General features: G+C 38.2%; 11 protein-coding genes and 1 tRNA gene. 5 read left to right on the top strand and 7 right to left on the bottom strand.

Going from position 1 to position 18183, the window contains the following annotated elements:
- Positions 1 to 29: 29 nt before the first annotated feature.
- From K8089_RS01765 to rimP, 4 genes are all read right to left on the bottom strand, one after another.
- Positions 30 to 2495, bottom strand: coding sequence for a DUF5916 domain-containing protein (locus K8089_RS01765; RefSeq protein WP_237601546.1), 2466 nt, complete (start codon positions 2493 to 2495; stop codon positions 30 to 32).
- Between the two features lie 138 nt (positions 2496 to 2633).
- Positions 2634 to 5483: a translation initiation factor IF-2 gene (gene infB / locus K8089_RS01760; protein ID WP_237601545.1), complete on the bottom strand. Its 2850-nt coding sequence runs from the start codon at positions 5481 to 5483 to the stop codon at positions 2634 to 2636.
- A gap of 60 nt (positions 5484 to 5543) precedes the next feature.
- The gene (gene nusA / locus K8089_RS01755) at positions 5544 to 6776 is read right to left on the bottom strand and encodes a transcription termination factor NusA (protein WP_237601544.1); all 1233 of its coding nucleotides are present in this window, start codon (positions 6774 to 6776) and stop codon (positions 5544 to 5546) included.
- A gap of 10 nt (positions 6777 to 6786) precedes the next feature.
- The gene (gene rimP, locus K8089_RS01750) at positions 6787 to 7251 is read right to left on the bottom strand and encodes a ribosome assembly cofactor RimP (protein ID WP_237601591.1); all 465 of its coding nucleotides are present in this window, start codon (positions 7249 to 7251) and stop codon (positions 6787 to 6789) included.
- Positions 7252 to 7401: 150 nt separating this feature from the next.
- Between rimP and K8089_RS01745 the strand changes: the two genes are divergently transcribed.
- Positions 7402 to 8223, top strand: a complete 822-nt coding sequence (locus tag K8089_RS01745; RefSeq protein WP_237601543.1) for a universal stress protein — start codon at positions 7402 to 7404, stop codon at positions 8221 to 8223.
- Between the two features lies 1 nt (position 8224).
- Positions 8225 to 8821, top strand: coding sequence for a hypothetical protein (locus K8089_RS01740; protein ID WP_237601542.1), 597 nt, complete (start codon positions 8225 to 8227; stop codon positions 8819 to 8821).
- Positions 8822 to 8976: 155 nt separating this feature from the next.
- Here K8089_RS01740 and K8089_RS01735 read toward each other — a convergent pair.
- Positions 8977 to 9049 (bottom strand) — tRNA-Gln (locus tag K8089_RS01735).
- Between the two features lie 237 nt (positions 9050 to 9286).
- On the opposite strand from K8089_RS01735, the gene K8089_RS01730 reads away from it, so the two are divergent.
- Together K8089_RS01730 and K8089_RS01725 are read left to right on the top strand one after the other, a co-directional pair.
- The gene (locus K8089_RS01730) at positions 9287 to 12610 is read left to right on the top strand and encodes a glycosyltransferase family 117 protein (RefSeq protein WP_237601541.1); all 3324 of its coding nucleotides are present in this window, start codon (positions 9287 to 9289) and stop codon (positions 12608 to 12610) included.
- Between the two features lie 27 nt (positions 12611 to 12637).
- A complete protein-coding gene (locus K8089_RS01725; protein ID WP_237601540.1) occupies positions 12638 to 13288 on the top strand; it encodes a polysaccharide deacetylase family protein in 651 nt (216 codons plus the stop codon).
- Between the two features lie 33 nt (positions 13289 to 13321).
- Here the strand turns inward: K8089_RS01725 and K8089_RS01720 are convergent, their stop codons facing one another.
- Positions 13322 to 13618, bottom strand: coding sequence for a thioredoxin family protein (locus K8089_RS01720; protein ID WP_237601539.1), 297 nt, complete (start codon positions 13616 to 13618; stop codon positions 13322 to 13324).
- Between the two features lie 142 nt (positions 13619 to 13760).
- Entirely contained in the window at positions 13761 to 14987 is a 1227-nt protein-coding gene (locus K8089_RS01715) for a metallophosphoesterase (protein ID WP_237601538.1), read from the bottom strand.
- Positions 14988 to 15089: 102 nt separating this feature from the next.
- Between K8089_RS01715 and K8089_RS01710 the strand changes: the two genes are divergently transcribed.
- Entirely contained in the window at positions 15090 to 18146 is a 3057-nt protein-coding gene (locus tag K8089_RS01710; RefSeq protein ID WP_237601590.1) for a GH92 family glycosyl hydrolase, read from the top strand.
- Positions 18147 to 18183: the final 37 nt, after the last annotated feature.

Genomic DNA, 18183 nt, shown 5'->3' with positions numbered 1-18183 from the left:
ATTTAGTTATTACTGTTTAAAAACGAAAATCAATTTACTTTTGTATCAATAAATCCCAATGGTTTCGTTTTTGACGAATTACCCACCCAATTTTTTACACTGTTGTAATCTAAATAATAACTTACACGCAACGAAATACTATTTAATTGTGGCTCATTGTAGAGGTTATTGAAGTTGTTTGAAAAACTTACCCCCGATTTGTCAATATAACTTTCTATCGCATTTCGGTATAAAAGCGTCAATTGGCTACCGGGGGCAAACCACCACGAAAATCGTAAATCTACATTCCAACTGTTGTAAGTTGCATTGCGATTTTCAGTATAAGTTGTATTTTCAACCAATTCACCAGAATTTTGTAAGGTAAAAAACTGACTGTAATCCACTTGGGAGTAATAATGGCGAAACGATAAATTTAAAGCCATTTTATTGTTAAAAATATACTGCGATTCCAATGTATTTACAACGGTATTTCTGTCGCGTTTCCCAAAAATAATAGTTTCGTTTACTACGCTAACAAAGCCTTCTTCATTAGTAGAAAAAGTTACATCGGTGTTGAAAAACATTTTTAATTTATCTGATACGCGATATTTAGGTCCAAATTCAAGAATCAATCGGTCGCGACCTCTTTCGTTATATTTATACCAGTCTGCTTTTATATCTAGCGCCAATTTCTTTCTATAATCTGTAGAAAACCAAGCCCAAATATCGTAATATTCCGGCACCTTTACATAGCGTTCTTTAACCCTAGGCTCATAGATATCGTTTGTTCCAAATGGGGTCATTTCAAAACCTCCGCCAAAGCCCAAAAACTTTTTGGTAGTAAAACTAGAGTTGAAGTTAAAAAGAAAATTGCTATAAAGATCTGTTTCCAGCCTTCGTATATAATTTAAATTAAAATTTAAAAATAAATTGTTCAAATTGCCTTTGGGCTGAAGGTATCGATAGCCGTAATATGCACTATACCGAATAAAATTGGTTTCGCTAGAATACCCCATATCGTTAATATCATAAGCGGCTGTTCTAAAATTTACCTCACCCGAAATACGATTTCTACCACTTATTTTTGAAAATCCGGCGCCGCCTTCCATTCCAAATTTGGTCGCATTTTCTTTTACCCAACTTCCTTCAACGTTGGCAAAATAATTATAGGTATTGTTTTTATTGGTTAAATCTAAATACAATCCAGAAGCGTTAGCGTCGCGAAAATCGCCTTCGCGAATTACATTTGTATTTACAAACGACACCGAAGAATTATCGCCAAAACGCTGATCTAAAACCAAAATATTATAGTTTGCCAAAGGTTCCACTACTTCTTGCCTAGCTTCACCTGTGTTATTGTTTTTAATGTTGGCATACGTTTTTTCGGTAACGGCATTAAAAATACCCAAGCCCAAGTTGCCATCGGTTCTTCCGGAAATTTTAAATGCATTGATTAAATCTACCGATGCTGGATAATTTACAACTGCTTCGTTTTCTGAAATATTTGGATAAACCGAAGGATTGCCCCCCACTCTTCGCGAATAAAAAAGATTTCCTTTGGTAAAAAGTTCCGTTCCTTCCGTAAAGAAACCTCGATTTTCTTCGTATTGCGTTTCAAAAGCTGAAAGGTTTAAAACTTCATTATCAAATTTTGACTGTCCGAAATCGGGGATCAAAATCATATCTAATGTAAAGGCATCGTTTATTCCGTATTTCAGGTCCATTCCACCGTTGAAAGTAGTTTGGGTATCACCATCAAAATTATTAACATATGCCGAAACATAGGGCTGAAAAGAAAGCCGCAGCGGTGCTTGAATGTTTTTAATGCCGTGTATTTCGCCATCGTAAATGGAAAAGGAGCCTTTGGTATTATCTATATGGCTCCAGCTGTAACGGGTTCTACTTCTTCTAAATTCCCGCTCCATATTTAAACCCCATTCCTGTATGTTTTTATTCGGAAAACGCACTTCGGAATATGGAATAAAAATTTCAGCCACCCAACCTTCATTTGTAATTTGAACGGCACTGTACCAGATTCCATTCCAAGAATTGTCTTCGTTGTCGTTGGTCATTTTGGCGTCGTATTGCACGCCCGCTGCGGTAACTATAAATTGCAAACTTTGCTGTCTGTCGTTATAACCGTTTAAAAGGATAAAGAAAAAATCGTCGTTGCCAATATTATCCCGTTCAGTGAGTTCTTTTAAAATTTTATTGGGTTCCGGATCTTTCATTGTGGCGCCAAAGTAGATGCCTAAATCGTTATAGACAATTTTAACGTCGGTTTTTAAGCTATCGGGGATGGGTCTGCCATTGTTTGGCAGACGTTCAACAAAGTTGGTTGCGACTGGTGCATTTTGCCAAGCTGCATCATCTAAAATTCCATCTATTTTAGGAGCTTCACTTATACGCGGAATAGTTATTTTTTTTCTCGGAATACTATCTGCTGTCTGCGAAATCATGGCAAAACTAAACAGAAGACAAGCTGCAAAGAAAATCCTTTTTAATGAAAAACTCATTGGGTTTGGTTTTCTTAATAGACTTTAAAAAATATTCATTGTTACAAAAAATGAAAAAATAAATGGGATTGCTGCCAATAAAAACGACCCGAAAAAATTCATTTTCGGGTCGTTTCAGTTGTTAATTAGGAAGGAAAACTATTTCAATTTCTTCTTCACTGCAACTTCTTGGAAGGCTTCAATAATATCGTTTTCGTAAATATCATTGTAGTTTTTAATCTGGATACCACAATCGTAGCCTTTAGATACTTCTTTTACGTCATCTTTAAATCGTTTTAAAGAAGCAAGTTCACCTGTGTAAACAACAACCCCTTCTCGAATAAGACGGATACCTGAATTTCTAAAGATTTTTCCTGTTAGCACCATACATCCTGCAATTGTACCGACTTTCGATATTTTGAAAGTTTCACGAATTTCTGCTGTACCGGTAATTTCTTCTTTCATTTCTGGAGAAAGCATACCTTCCATTGCGTCTTTAAGATCGTTTATAGCATCGTAAATAATGGAGTACGTACGGATATCAATTTCTTCTTTGTCTGCAATTTGGCGGGCGTTACCCATTGGGCGAACGTTGAAACCAATAATAATTGCATCTGAAGCCGAAGCCAAGAGCACATCACTTTCGGTGATTGGGCCCACTGCTTTATGAATTATATTTACTTGAATTTCTTCAGTAGATAATTTCTGGAATGAATCTGTCAATGCTTCAACAGAACCATCCACATCACCTTTAAGAATAATGTTTAATTCTTTGAAATCACCAAGGGCAATTCGTCTACCTATTTCATCTAATGTAATATGTCGCTGTGTTCTAACAGACTGCTCGCGTTGAAGTTGCGTACGTTTAGTAGCAATGGCTTTGGCCTCGCGTTCGTCTTCAAATACATTAAATTTATCGCCGGCTTGTGGCGCACCGTCTAGACCCAGCACAGACACAGGAGTTGATGGACCGGCTTCTTTCACATTTTTACCGCGTTCATCCTGCATTGCTTTCACTTTTCCGCTGTGTTGTCCAGCAAGCACATAATCTCCAACCTTAAGTGTTCCGCCTTGTACCAATACGGTAGATACATAGCCTCTACCCTTGTCCAAAAAGGCTTCTACAACAGTACCATTTGCTTGGCGGTGTGGGTTAGCTTTTAATTCCAGTAATTCGGCTTCGAGTAATACTTTTTCAAGCAACTCTTTTACACCTTGACCTGTTTTTGCCGAGATGTCCTGCGACTGAATTTTTCCACCCCAATCTTCAACTAATAAGTTCATTTGAGCAAGCCCTTCTTTTATTTTCTCGGGGTTTGAGGTAGGTTTATCAATTTTATTGATAGCAAACACTATTGGTACACCTGCAGCTTGTGCATGGCTGATTGCCTCTTTTGTTTGTGGCATAATAGCATCATCTGCTGCCACAACAATTATGGCAACATCTGTAACTTGGGCTCCACGAGCACGCATAGCAGTAAAGGCTTCGTGACCAGGGGTATCTAAAAAGGCTATTTTTTGACCACCCTCTAACTCAACACCATAGGCACCAATATGTTGGGTAATTCCACCAGATTCGCCTGCAATAACATTTTCTTTACGAACGTAATCTAATAATGATGTTTTACCGTGATCTACGTGACCCATTACTGTAACAATAGGTGCGCGATCTTGAAGGTCTTCAGGAGCATCTATATCCCGATCTATGGATTCTTCAAGGTCGGCGGTAACGAACTCTAACTCGTAGCCAAATTCATCTGCAACAATACTCAGGGTTTCAGCATCGAGACGTTGGTTCATTGTTACCATCATTCCCAAACTCATACAAGCGGAGATAATTTTGGTGACAGGCACGTCCATCATCGTTGCCATTTCGCTAGCGGTAACAAATTCGGTAACTTTAATAAGTTTGTTATCTGCTTCTTGCTGTGCAAGTTCATCTGTTTTTTGACGATGGGTATCTCGTTTTTCGCGACGGTATTTTGCTCCTTTTCCTTTGGAAGATTTCCCTTGAAGTTTTTCCAAGGTTTCACGTACTTGTTTTTGTACTTCTTCTTCGCTTGGCTCTTCTTTAGGTGTACTACTGCGTCCCTTTCTATTGCCAGACCCGCGGTTATCTCTGTAGTTGTTGCCTCCAGATTTTGGAGTTTCTTTACTTATGCGGCGTCTTTTGCCTTTTACGTTTTTCTTATCGTCTGTTTTGGTCTCCTTTTTCTTCTCTGGTTTTTTAAACTGGGTAAGATCTATTTTCTGACCCGTAAAGTTAGGACCATCAAGTTTACGATATTGCGTAGTAACGGTATCAGATTCCTTTGTGGTTTCTGTTTTTTCTTCTGTTTTAGGCTCCTCGGCCTTTGAAGCGGGAGCTTCTTTTGACTTTTCTTCTTTTGTAGTTTGTGCGGTATCTGCCGCTTTAGGCTTTGTTTCTCTGGGTTGATCTGCCTTAACTTCTTCCGTTTTAGCCTGCTCTTCTTTTGGCTTTTCTTCTACAACGGTTTTCGCTTCCTTCGTCTTTTCTTCCTTTGTTGGGGGAGTTACTTCTTCTGTCTTTTCAACTTTTCCTTGCGCTTGTTTTTCCGTTTCTAGAGCATCGGGCTTCTGTTCAGCTTTGGGCTCTTCTTTTTCGCTTGCCGGACTAGCTGGTTTGGCTTTTCCAGTAGCAAGATCAATTTTTCCTACTTGCTTGGGGCCGTCTAGTTTTGCTCCAGCTCTAATAACGCGGGAAGCCTCTTCCTTCTTCTGCTTTTCTTCAAGTTCGCGTTCGCGTTCCAGTCGAAGTTCTTCTTTCTCTTTGCGTTTTTCTTCCCCTACTTCTTTAGAAGCTACTTTTTTACTTTTGTCGGTTTCAAATTCTTCAAAAAGGACTTCGTATTCATCACCTGTTATTTTGGTATTGGGACTTGCGTCTACATCGAACCCCTTGGAGCTTAAAAAATCCACGGCACGATCCAACGAGATGTTGAATTCACGTAATACCTGACTCAGTCTTTTTGTTTTTACTTCAGCCATAAATGCTTTTCCTAATTTTGTCTTTTTAAAAAATTTGTATAAAAGTAGTCAAAGTTTCAACTACTCTTCAAATTCTTCTTTTAATATATTTATAACATCGCGGATTGTTTCTTCTTCAAGATCGGTACGTTTTACCAAATCGTTGATGTCGTGTTCCAATACGCTTTTCGCTGTATCCAGCCCAATTTTGCTGAATTCTTCAATAATCCAACCTTCAATTTCGTCAGAGAATTCAGATAATTCTACATCCTCTTCTGCCCCTTCGCGAAGCACATCTATTTCGTAACCAGTTAGTTGACCAGCTAAGCGAATGTTGTGGCCTCCACGACCAATAGCTTTACTCACTTCTTCTGGGCGAAGAATAACCTCTGCACGTTTTTTCTCATCGTCAATTTTAACCGAAGTTACTTTTGCGGGACTCAGTGCTCTTGTAATATACAAGGTAAGGTTGCTGGTGTAATTAATTACGTCTATGTTTTCATTGCCCAATTCGCGCACAATACCGTGAATTCTAGAACCTTTCATACCTACGCAGGCCCCGACAGGATCAATACGGTCGTCGTATGAATCTACGGCAACTTTTGCTTTTTCGCCCGGAATACGCACTACTTTTTTAACTGTAATTAAACCGTCAAAAACTTCTGGGATTTCCTGTTCGAATAATTTTTCGAGGAAAATATTTGCGGCACGGCTCATGATGATCGTAGGTTTGTTACCTTTTAAATCAACACTTTCAATTATACCACGTACGTTGTCTCCTTTTCTGAAAAAATCTGAAGGAATTTGTTTTTCCTTTGGAAGAATAATTTCGTTGCCATCATCATCTAACAAGATAACGGCGCGGTGACGAATGTGATGTACCTCGGCGGTATAAATTTCGCCTTCAAGGTCTTTAAACTGCTTGTATATTATGGTATTATCGTGCTCGTGAATTTTTGAAATAAGGTTTTGGCGCAATGCCAAAATAGAACGGCGGCCAAGATCTATTAATTTTACTTCTTCAGAAACATCTTCGCCAATTTCAAAATCGGGTTCAATTTTACGCGCTTCGTTAAGCGAAATTTCCTCATTGGGATCTTCCACTTCACCATTGGCTACCACAATACGGTTTCTCCATATTTCAAGGTCGCCTTTGTCTGGGTTTACAATAATATCAAAGTTATCATCGCTACCGTATTTTTTCTTTAGCGCATTTCTGAAAACGTCTTCAAGTATCGCCATAAGCGTTACTCTGTCTATTTGTTTGTCGTCTTTAAATTCCGAAAAAGAATCGATTAGTGCTAAGTTTTCCATATCAATTCAATTAAAATGTTATCATCACTTTTGCTTCCATAATATCTGTATAAGGCAATGTTGCCTCTTTTTGAACGGTAATTTTACCTTTCCCCACTGGCTTTGGCTCGCGTGCTGTCCATTTTAAAGTACAGCTTTCATGAGTTGCAGCGGTTAATTCGCCTTCAAATTTTTCGTTGTTCTTAGTTTTTATCTTTAACGTTCTTCCTATATTTTTTTTGTACTGTCGTGGCAAAGTTAATGGCTCTGAAACTCCAGCGGACATTACTTCTAATGAAAAATCGTATTCTTCTCTGTCTAAGTTATGCTCAATTTGGCGGCTAACCGCAATACAATCATCAACTGTTACGCCCTTGTCGCCGTCCAGAATGACCCGTATTTGGTTGTCTTCAGAAATATTTAGATCGATCAGAAACAGCGATTTGTTTTCTTCTAGTGCACTTTTAAGCAGTTGTGCTACTTTTTCCCGCATTATTTTTTAAGCTATAAAAAGAGGGGACTTTAGTCCCCTCAGATATTTTCGTATCAAATTCGGTGCAAATATAATATATTTTTTAATATTATAAAAACCAAGGGCAAACGATTTATTTTGTAATTTAAGGGTTCAAAAATTAACCAACCATATATGAAACGTATCCTCGTACCAACCGATTTCTCTGAACAAGCCGAAAACGCGCTAAAAGTGGCAGTAACACTTGCCAAAAAACACAAGAGCCAAATATTTGTGCTCCACTCCATGGAAATGCCGCTTCATCTTGCAACCTCCAGCGATTCGGGCAGTCTTCCAGAATCGCTTTTCTTTATTAAACTGGCAGAAAAACGCTTTGGTGAACTTAGAGCGAAGCCGTATTTAGAGGGCATAACACTAAACGAAACCATTGGTCACGATGAAATTTATGAAGATATTGAAGCAGTATGCGACAAAAACAAAATAGACCTTATAGTAATGGGCTCCACGGGAGCAAGTGGTTTTAAAGAAATGTTTGTGGGCAGCAACACCGAAAAAGTAGTGCGAACTTCTAATATTCCCGTATTGGTTATTAAAAACAACCATCCCAAATTTGAGGTAAACGATTTTATTTTTGCATCAGATTTTTCTGAAGACGGTCGTGGAGCTTTAGACAAGGCACAAAAATTCGCAAAAAAAGTGGGTGCAAAAATGCACTTGCTATTTGTAAATACCCCAGCCAATTTTAACACCTCAACCGAAGCACAAAAAATAATGGAGAACTTTGTGCGTGGCATGGGGGTTAAAAATTATACGCTTAATATTTTCAACGACACCTCGGTAGAAAAAGGTATTTTAAATTTCGCCAATCATATTAATGCACAATTAATAGGAATGGGCACGCACGGCCGAAAGGGAATTTCGCATTTTTTCAATGGAAGTATTAGTGAAGATATGGTTAACCATGCAAATATGCCTGTCATTACTTTTAAAATTTAAAATGAAATTTTTATTCTTCACTTTACTGGTTTTTATTTTTGGGTGTAATCAACTTCACCACAAAAAAGAAATAAAAACAGTTTTGGAAATTGAGGAACCATCACCTACTATAATAGCAAAACCTAAAATTCCTGAAGGTGCTTTAAAAGCAGATTTTTTGGGGAATAGCGATTCTCTCTACGCCTATATAAAAAATATTGACACCACAAATGAAGTTACATATATTGGTTTTGAAGAAAAAAAACTTCCAGAAATTGCAATTCCCGAAAGCATAGGTGCCGAATTGAAAATTTTAAAACTTAAAAACTTTCAGAATGATGTTTTATTAGTGAATGCCAAATTAAAGGATACAAATTTTAACGAATACTATCTATTTGTATATAACAATTCAAACTGGAAGCAACCGGTAAATCGTTTTGCAATTCATAAAAGCAATATGGCAGATTCGTTAATCCCGATAACTAATAACCCAAAAGACAGCACACAACTAGTACGTTATTATTCAGTTTTTAATATGGATAGAAAAAGCGAAAAGAAGTTTACCTGGAAATTAATGCAGGAAAGTATTCCGATAACAGATAAAGAATTGGAGCATTAATTCTTCTATAAATACGTGAGTTCTCAATTATAAGAGTTGTCTATTTAAATAATGCTTCAGCCTAAAAATTATAATTTTCCTGAAACCATTTCATTATTAAACGGTACAAAAAAACCCTAATCAAATGCTTTTCAGCTGATTAGGGTTTTATAAAGTTGGCCCACTAGGGCTCGAACCTAGACTCTTCTGGACCAAAACCAGACGTGTTGCCAGTTACACCATGGGCCAATTCAATATATTTAGATTTGCATCTACCAAGGCTAAAAAAGTATTTTCTAGCTTAGGAGGTGCAAATTTAATACAAACTTTGTCTTGTACAAACATTTCGCTAAAAAATTAAAGGCATTATTTTACAATTACATTTTTTTTCTGAAAATATACAAACATATTGCACGTTACCTCATTTACATACTTGGGGCTATTTATATTATTAGTAAATTCGTCGCATAAAAATTTTAAGTGCTTATGGGTTCTTTCAACTTTACAAAATGGAACAAAATTACAGGTTGGCTCGTCTTTGCTATTGCCTTAACAACCTATTGGTTAACCGTTGAACCAACTGCTAGTTTTTGGGATGCCGGCGAATATATAACCACGGCCAGTAATTTGGAAGTAGGCCACCCGCCGGGAGCTCCACTCTATCAATTGTTGGGGGCTTTCTTCTCCATATTTGCAACAGACGCTTCGCATATTGCACTCACCATTAACTTAATGTCTGTTTTTTCTAGCGCATTTACCATACTTTTTATGTTTTGGTCGCTTACTATTTTACTAACTAATGTAATTTCCAAACACCAGGAAATAGACAAAACATCGGCAATAGCCATTATTGGAAGCGCTGCCGTGGGTGCCTTAGCCTTTACCTTTACCGATAGTTTTTGGTTTAACGCCGTTGAAGCAGAGGTTTATGCCAGTGCGGCTTTTTTAATGGCTGTCTTGTTTTATACCGCCCTGCGCTGGGAACGCGAAATGCTAGAGCCACGTGGTAATCGCTGGGTAATTTTAATTGCTTTTATTATCGGGCTTTCCTTCGGGGTTCACTTTATGGCGCTGCTCACTATTCCGGCAATTGGATTTTTATACTTCTTTAAGCACTACAAAACCGTCACGGTTAAAAACTTCATTATTGCAAATATTGTTACTGTTGCAATCTTACTTTTCATCTTCAAGCTATTATTGCCAATGACGATGAAGTTTTTTAGCGCTTCGGAATTGTTTTTCGTAAATAGCATGGGGCTTCCCTTTAACTCCGGAACCATCTTCGCCGCACTCCTATTTATCGTACTTTTTATTTACGGGTTAAAATTCACCAGAAAAAAAGGCTTTGTACAGTTAAACACACTTTTATTGTGTGTTCTCTTTATATTTATTGGGTTCTCAAGTTGGTTAATGTTGCCCATTCGCGCCAATGCCGGAACGGTAATTAATGAAAACAACCCAAATAACGCCCGCGAACTTTTGGCGTATTACAACCGCGAGCAATACCCAGAAACACATTTATTTTACGGGCCGCTTTTTACCGAAACCTATGCGGGGTTAGATGAAGACAACCCGTATAAAGACGAAAAACCAAAATACGAAAAAGACGAAGCAACCAACAAATACATTATTGTAAACAATTACAAAAATGCAGGCCAAAACACCGAAGATTCGCAGAAAGCTTTCCTTCCCAGAATGTGGAGTACCGAGCACAACGCCAATTACATGGAATTTACAGGTGGTTTAGACTTTTCGGTTAAAAGTGAATATTTAAGCGAACCGCGATTGGTAGACGAGGTAAATAATTTTAAACAAGCCTACAATCAAGGCTTAGTTGATAAAAGCGATTACGATAAATTTCTAAAAAACTTCGGGCAATTTCTCGATATTCAAAAACCATCCTTTTTCCAAAATATGAAATTTATGTTCGAGTTTCAATTTGGGTATATGTATTGGCGTTATTTTATGTGGAATTTCACCGGAAGACAGGACGATGTGCAAGGCCGTTATACAGATCTGCACGGCAACTGGATTAGCGGAATTAAATTTATTGACGAAATGCGGCTGGGCAATCAAGATATGCTTACCACAGATATGAAAGAGAATAAAGCGCGTAATACGTACTTTTTCCTACCGCTTATTTTAGGTGTAATAGGCTTAGTTTTTCACTTTAAAAACGATCAAAAAAGTTTTTGGGTGCTCCTTGTCTTTTTCCTATTTACAGGTTTAGCCTTAAAGGTTTATTTAAATGAAAGACCCTTTGAGCCACGTGAGCGCGACTATGCATTAGTGGGTAGTTTTTATGTGTTTGCCATGTGGATAGGGTACGGCGTTTATGCACTTTTTGATTTGGTAAAAGAGTATTTAAAACCGAAAGTGGCACTTCCGGTTGTTTTAATTATTTCGGCTTTGGCAGCGCCCGTTTTGCTCGCAACCCAAAACTGGGACGACCACGATAGAAGCAACCGTTATACCGCACAATCAATGGGTAAAATGTATTTAGACTCTTGCGATGAAAACGCAATACTGTTTACCATTGGAGACAACGATACGTTTGCCCTTTGGTACGCCCAAAATGTGGAAGGCTATAGACAAGATGTGCGTATTATAAATACAAGCTTGTTTCAAACAGATTGGTATATTGACGATATGAAGAAAAAAGCCTTTACCAGCGACCCCATTCCTTCGCAATTAACACACGCCAAATATCGTTGGGGAACGCGCGACTTTTTAATCTTTCAAAAAACTAATAAAGATACAATCGACATTAAAACGTGGATGAATTTTGTGGCCAACGATAGCCCCGCAACCCAAATGGAGCTCCCAAGTGGGCAAGTGATTAATACTTTTCCTTCAAAAATAATCCGCATTCCAGTTGATAAAGAAGCGGTATTGCGCAACGGCATCGTCGACCCCAAAGATGCAGATCTAATTGTACCGTATATAGACATTAATTTAAAAGGCGACATAATCTATAAAAATAGAATGATGATGCTCGATATTATTGCGAATAATAACTGGGAGCGACCCATCTATTTTAGTGGGGGAAGTTTTGGCGATGACGATTATTTGTGGATGAAAGATTACCTGCAATTAGACGGTGTTGTTTATAAGTTAGTACCAATAAGAACACCGCTTAACAAACGAAGTCCTTTTGATATGGGTAGAGTTGATGCAGACAAAATGTACAATATCGTTATGTCCTGGGATTGGGGTAACAGTGGCAGCCCAGATATTTACCACGATACCGAAACTCGCAGAAACGGCATTACCTATAGAAGCAACCTCGCCCGTCTTGCCGAAGCACTTATAAACGAAGGCAAAATGGACAAGGCCGAAAAAATACTGGATTTAGCGATGGAAAAAATGCCTATAGATTATTTTGAATACTATTCGTTATTGGAACCATTTGTTATTGGTTATTATGAATTGGACAAACTCGAAAAAGCCCGAAAAGTTTACGAAGATGTAACCAAAAAATATCAAGAAAACCTACTGTATTACAACAGTTTAAAATTTAATAAACAACGCGCAATCGCCGAAGATATTATTAGCGACATGGAACGTTATCGCAGCTTGGTTCAAGTAGTAGTTGTGTATGACGAAGAAACATACGGCCGCGCCGAAGCTAAAGAATTTAATGAGTATTTAAAACTGTTCCGACACTTCTACAGTCCAGATGAGGCAATGGATTTAGATAAGGATATTGAAAAAGACTCCACTATAGAAATTCCTTTAGATTCAAGTCTTTTAAAAGAAATGCAGCTCGAACCTACCAATGAAATTTTAGAGGAAACCCCCTTAAATTAATCCCAATTGCAGTTCAATTTTGCAAAAATGCCCAAGTTCATTCAGCGGTTTTATCCCGAACGTATTTGGGCATTTTCACGAAATAAAAACACCGTCTATCTTACTTTTGACGATGGCCCTATACCTAAGGTTACGCCTTGGGTATTAGCTACGCTGAAAAAACACAACGCCAAAGCGACTTTTTTTTGCATAGGCGATAACGTTCAGAAACACCCTGAAATTTTTAAAACAATTCTTTCTCAAGGGCATTCGGTAGGCAACCACACCTTTAATCATGTAAATGGATGGAAAACCAAAACCGCAAAGTATGTAGATAATGTTTTAAAATATGAGCATGTTGTTTTAAAACTTCTGAAAAATTTCGGCATTGAAAATGCACCGTCAGACACTTCCAATTCAAAATTATTATTTCGGCCGCCTTACGGGAAAATGACTTCAAAACAGGCGAGAATTCTTCAGAAAAAAGGTTTCAAAATTGTAATGTGGAGCATAATTAGTTACGATTACGACGCAAACACTTCCGAAGAAAAATGCCTTCAAAATGTTTTAAATAATATAAAACCTGGAAGTGTAATCGTTTTTCACGATAGTTTAAAGGCAGAAAAAAACCTTCGTTTTGTATTGCCGAAGGTTTTAGAATTTATTTCAGAAAAAGGCTGGGAATGTTCAACCGTTTAAAAATGCGGTTACAACTTTTGGTGGTTGGGCAGCTTAAACGTATTCATTTACAAGCCCAATCAATGTTTTGGCATCTTGCTCGCCGCTCTGCCGCCATTTCATCTCACCATTTTTATATATCATAAGGGTGGGAAGTCCTTTTACTCGAAGCGCATCTGCGAGTTCCTTGTTTTTTTCAACGTCAATTTTTATAACCCGAGCTTTATCGCCAAGCGCCGCAGCAACATCTCTTAAAACGGGGTGCATTTCTTTACTGGCGCCATCGTAATCTGCATAAAAATCTAGCAGAACCGGAATTTGCGTTTCAATTAATTCTCCAAATTTTGACATTAGCCTTGTATATTAGTTGAATACCTGTATTACAAATATAATAAAATTAGCGCCTAAAGTAACTAAGTGTTTTAAAGTGCTTCAAGTTTTAGATTTTGTACCTTTTAAAATCTCTAAAAGCATAGATGTTTATGTTGTGTTTTTAAGTTTGGGGCTTTTTTCTTTTAAGCTTAATAACAGTTATTTCGGGCCAAATACCTATTCTTCCCGGGTATCCTAAAAACCCAAAACCTCGGTTTACATTTATATACCTTCCGAACTCCTCGTATATTCCAGCCCAATTTTTATAGCGGTATTTTATAGGGCTCCATTTTATAATTCCAGGGATTTCAATTCCAAATTGCATGCCGTGCGTATGCCCGCTCAAAGTTAATTGAAAATTACGCGGACTATCTTTTACCTGCGCCTGCCAATGTGATGGATCGTGGCTTAATAAAATTTTAAAATCTGAGTTAGAAATTCCTTCGCAAGCTTTGTTGATATCTCCAGCTTGTTTAAAACCATTGAGCCCCCAGTTTTCAACGCCAACCACAGCAATTTTTTGTCCGTTTTTTTCGATGAATCTATTTTCATTCAGCAATAAATTCCAACCCATTTCATTTTGAATATTCTTCAATTTCCGAAGATTTTCAGCTTGTGCTGCAGCACTGTCCCACTTAACATAATCGCCGTAATCGTGATTTCCCAAAATTGAAAAAACGCCATTCGGAGCTTTTAAACTGGAAAAAAGTTGTTTCCAATCGTCCATTTCTTCGGCAAGATTGTTTACCAAATCGCCCGTAAAAAGAATGACATCGCTTTGCTGTTCGTTGATAAGATTTACGGCGTATTCTACCTTCTCTCTATTGTCAAAACTACCGCTGTGTACGTCGCTTAATTGCGTTAATGTAAACCCGTCAAATTCTTCGGGTAAGTCGTCAAACTCCAGCGAATATTTTAAAACCTTGTAATTGTACTTACCTTGAATCATTCCGTAAAGCAAACTAGCAAACGGAATGGCAGCAATCCCCAAAGCAATGGTACTCACAAATTTTCTTCGCGAAGCCATAAATTGCGCTTCATCACTGCCAGCAACTTTCATAAAAATACCGACAAAAAATCTTGCAATATCCTCGCCGAACATGAAAACGACAATCAATAGTTTGGGAACAAAAACAGTGAGAAATATTCCGAAAACATACATAGATTTAATGTCCAGCACCTTGCCAGCTCCTAAAGTGGAAACTTGATATATTAAAGCGGCCAAAACTGCCAGCGACAGAAATACATAAATACTGTAAATCCACGGGTTTTTGGTAAGTGTACGTATTGCTTGAAAAGCGTAAATATCTACAAGAATGTAAATAGCAATAAAAATGAACCAACGCATAAAGTGAAAAGTATTTTTAAAGATAGCATGTTTCAAAAAATTGAAATGGTTGTTCACTTTATTTTAACGATTTTAGTATCTTTCTCAGCATATTTATCAATAATGCGCAATAGGCTAATACTTCTCCTTTTACTCGCTTTCTTTTTAGGATTTTCGCAGGACAACACTTCCACTGAAAACTTGACTTCATTTGTCAATCCATTTATAGGTACTGGCGGCCACGGTCACACTTATCCCGGAGCCACAATGCCTTTTGGGATGATGCAACTAAGCCCAGACACGCGTTTGGACGGTTGGGACGGTTGCAGCGGCTACCATTATAGTGATGAATATATTTACGGTTTTTCGAATACGCACCTCAGCGGAACTGGCGTCAGCGATTATGGCGATGTGCTTTTAATGCCAACAAATACAGTGAATTTCAACAATGGCGCCAATGCTTCGGCAAGCTCAGCACAAGTTCAAAAAGGGTACCGCTCCCATTTTTCACACGAAAACGAAACCGCTTACCCAGGCTATTACAAAGTATTTTTAAACGATACAAATATTGAAGTAGAACTCACCGTTTCGGAACGCAGCGGAATACACCGTTACACATTTCCGAAGGATTCAAAGCAGATTGTAATCCTCGATTTGGAACACCGCGACAAAGTTCTTTCTTCTGAAATAAAAACGCTTTCAAAAACTGAAATTTCCGGTCACAGACATTCCAATGCTTGGGCAAAAGACCAACGACTTTTTTATAATATTGAATTTTCCCGTCCGTATAAAATAGTTGCCTATTATTCTCCCACCGAAGCTCCAGGATACAATCCTACCAAAGCTGCCTTTGAATTTGACGCTTCCGAAGGGAACGATCTGGAAATTAAAGTTGCAATTTCAGCCGTTGACGAAGCCGGAGCAAAGAAAAACTTAGAAGCTGAAATCGGTGATAAATCATTTCAACAAGTAAAAGAAGAAGCCGAAACTGCTTGGGAAAAGCAGTTGCGAAATATCGATGTTTCGACTACGCTCAACAACCAATCTTCAGCAAACCGGGGACTGAGCGGAGCCGAAGTCCGCAACAATCAAAAAATAATTTTTTACACCGCCCTTTATCACACAATGCTGGCACCAAATCTTTATCACGATGTTGACGGACGCTATCGTGGGATGGATTTGGAAATTCATCAAGCCAACGATTTTAAAAATTACACCGTTTTTTCACTTTGGGACACGTATCGCGCCGCGCATCCGCTTTACACTATTATTGAAAAAGAACGGACAAACGATTTTATAAATTCACTTTTAGCGAAATACGACGAAGGCGGAATTCTTCCCATTTGGCCATTGGCAGCCAATTACACGGGTTGTATGATTGGCTACCACGCCGTGCCCGTAATTGCCGATGCCTATTTAAAAGGAATCCGCGGCTTCGATGCCGAAAAGGCTTTTGCCGCGATGAAACACAGTGCGGTGCAAGACAAATTGGGGCTGAAAAGTTACAAAGAATTCGGTTTTATTCCTGTGGAAGAAGAAAGCGAATCGGTTTCAAAAACCTTGGAATATGCTTACGACGATTGGACCATTGCCCAAATGGCCAAAGCGATGGGAAAGATTAAAGATTATAAAGTATTTTCCGAAAGGGCACAATACTACAAAAACGTTTTTGATCCCGAGACAAAATTTATGCGAGGTCGTTTCCGCAACACTTGGTTTGCGCCTTTTGACCCGTACGAAGTAAATTTTAATTATACCGAAGCCAACTCGTGGCAATACAGTTTTTACGTGCCGCAAGATATTTCGGGATTGATAAATTTAATGGGTGGAAAAGCTGCATTTGAAAACCAACTCGATAAACTTTTTACAGCAAAACAAGAAACTTCGGGTCGCCAACAGGCCGATATTACTGGACTCATAGGCCAATATGCCCATGGAAACGAACCCAGCCACCATATGGCTTATCTCTACAATTTTGTGAATAAACCTGCAAAAACACAGGAAAAAGTTCATCAAATTTTAAATGAATTGTACCAAAACGCTCCCGATGGAATTTCAGGAAATGAGGACTGCGGACAGATGAGCGCGTGGTATGTTTTCAGCGCGTTGGGTTTTTATCCCGTAACCCCCGCGAGCAACCAATATATTATCGGGACGCCTCTTTTTGAAAATGTGTCCATTAATTTAGAAGACGGAAAAACATTTAAAATTGAAGCTGAAAACATTTCAGATAAAAATAAATATATCGCTTCGGCAACTTTAAATGGGCAGCCTTTAAAGCGAAGTTTTATTCAGCATTCTGAAATTATAAACGGCGGAAAACTGGTTTTTAAGATGACTAACAAAGCTTCGAAATGGGCAACAAAAAACACAGAAATTCCTACAACCGAAATCACCGAAAACATAATTATACCCGCTCCATTTATTGCAAAAGGCAATGTGGCTTTTAAAAATAAAACTGAAATTTCGCTTGCGGTCGCTGAGCGGAGCCAAGGCACCAATTCCGATAAAATGGAAATTTATTATTCCCTAAACAATTCCGATTTTAAAAAATACTCGCAGCCTTTTACAATTTCGGAAGCGGCAGAATTACGAACTTACGCTTCGGCTCCGCTCAGCGACCGAAATACTTCGGCTCCGCTCAGCGACCGAAATATGAAGAATTCAGAAAAGCAGAAAAGCAGCGTGCTTAAAACTCATTTCTATAAAATAGACCCAAACCTCAGCATAACTTTGGAAACCGAATACGCCAACCAGTACAACGGCGGCGGAAAGAACGCGTTGATTGACGGTATTCACGGCACAAACGATTTTAGAACCGGAACGTGGCAAGGCTATCACGATTTAGATTTGAAAGCAACCGTGAATTTGGGTTCCCAAAAAGAAGTGAAAACCGTTTCGGTGAGTTTTTTACAAGACCAACGCAGCTGGATTTTTTATCCCACCGAAGTAATCTGCTCAATTGCGGAAAATGGAACGGATTTTACCGACTTGCCAATCCAAAAAATAGAAGCCGAAAAACCTTCGGAAGAAACAGAAATAAAAACAATAGCATTTCAAGTAGATAAAAACATCCAATTTATAAAAATTACAGCTAAAAACTTCGGCGATCTACCAGAAGGACATTTGGGCTTTGGTGGAAAAGCTTGGCTTTTTGTAGATGAAATTGAAGTGAAATAGACCACTACTAAACCTAACAGGTTTTTAAAAGCTTTAG

Origin of the sequence: Aequorivita vitellina (assembly GCF_022008365.1) — a bacterium.
Lineage (GTDB): Bacteria > Bacteroidota > Bacteroidia > Flavobacteriales > Flavobacteriaceae > Aequorivita > Aequorivita vitellina.
This window is presented reverse-complemented; position numbering and strand designations above follow the sequence as displayed.

Bases quoted from the DNA above. Each gene is read 5' to 3' on its own strand.
- K8089_RS01765 (WP_237601546.1), bottom strand. From the start codon at position 2,495: ATGAGTTTTTCATTAAAAAGGATTTTCTTTGCAGCTTGTCTTCTGTTT.
- infB (WP_237601545.1), bottom strand. From the start codon at position 5,483: ATGGCTGAAGTAAAAACAAAAAGACTGAGTCAGGTATTACGTGAATTC.
- nusA (WP_237601544.1), bottom strand. From the start codon at position 6,776: ATGGAAAACTTAGCACTAATCGATTCTTTTTCGGAATTTAAAGACGAC.
- K8089_RS01745 (WP_237601543.1), top strand. From the start codon at position 7,402: ATGAAACGTATCCTCGTACCAACCGATTTCTCTGAACAAGCCGAAAAC.
- K8089_RS01740 (WP_237601542.1), top strand. From the start codon at position 8,225: ATGAAATTTTTATTCTTCACTTTACTGGTTTTTATTTTTGGGTGTAAT.
- K8089_RS01730 (WP_237601541.1), top strand. From the start codon at position 9,287: ATGGGTTCTTTCAACTTTACAAAATGGAACAAAATTACAGGTTGGCTC.
- K8089_RS01725 (WP_237601540.1), top strand. From the start codon at position 12,638: ATGCCCAAGTTCATTCAGCGGTTTTATCCCGAACGTATTTGGGCATTT.
- K8089_RS01720 (WP_237601539.1), bottom strand. From the start codon at position 13,618: ATGTCAAAATTTGGAGAATTAATTGAAACGCAAATTCCGGTTCTGCTA.
- K8089_RS01715 (WP_237601538.1), bottom strand. From the start codon at position 14,987: ATGCGTTGGTTCATTTTTATTGCTATTTACATTCTTGTAGATATTTAC.
- K8089_RS01710 (WP_237601590.1), top strand. From the start codon at position 15,090: ATGCGCAATAGGCTAATACTTCTCCTTTTACTCGCTTTCTTTTTAGGA.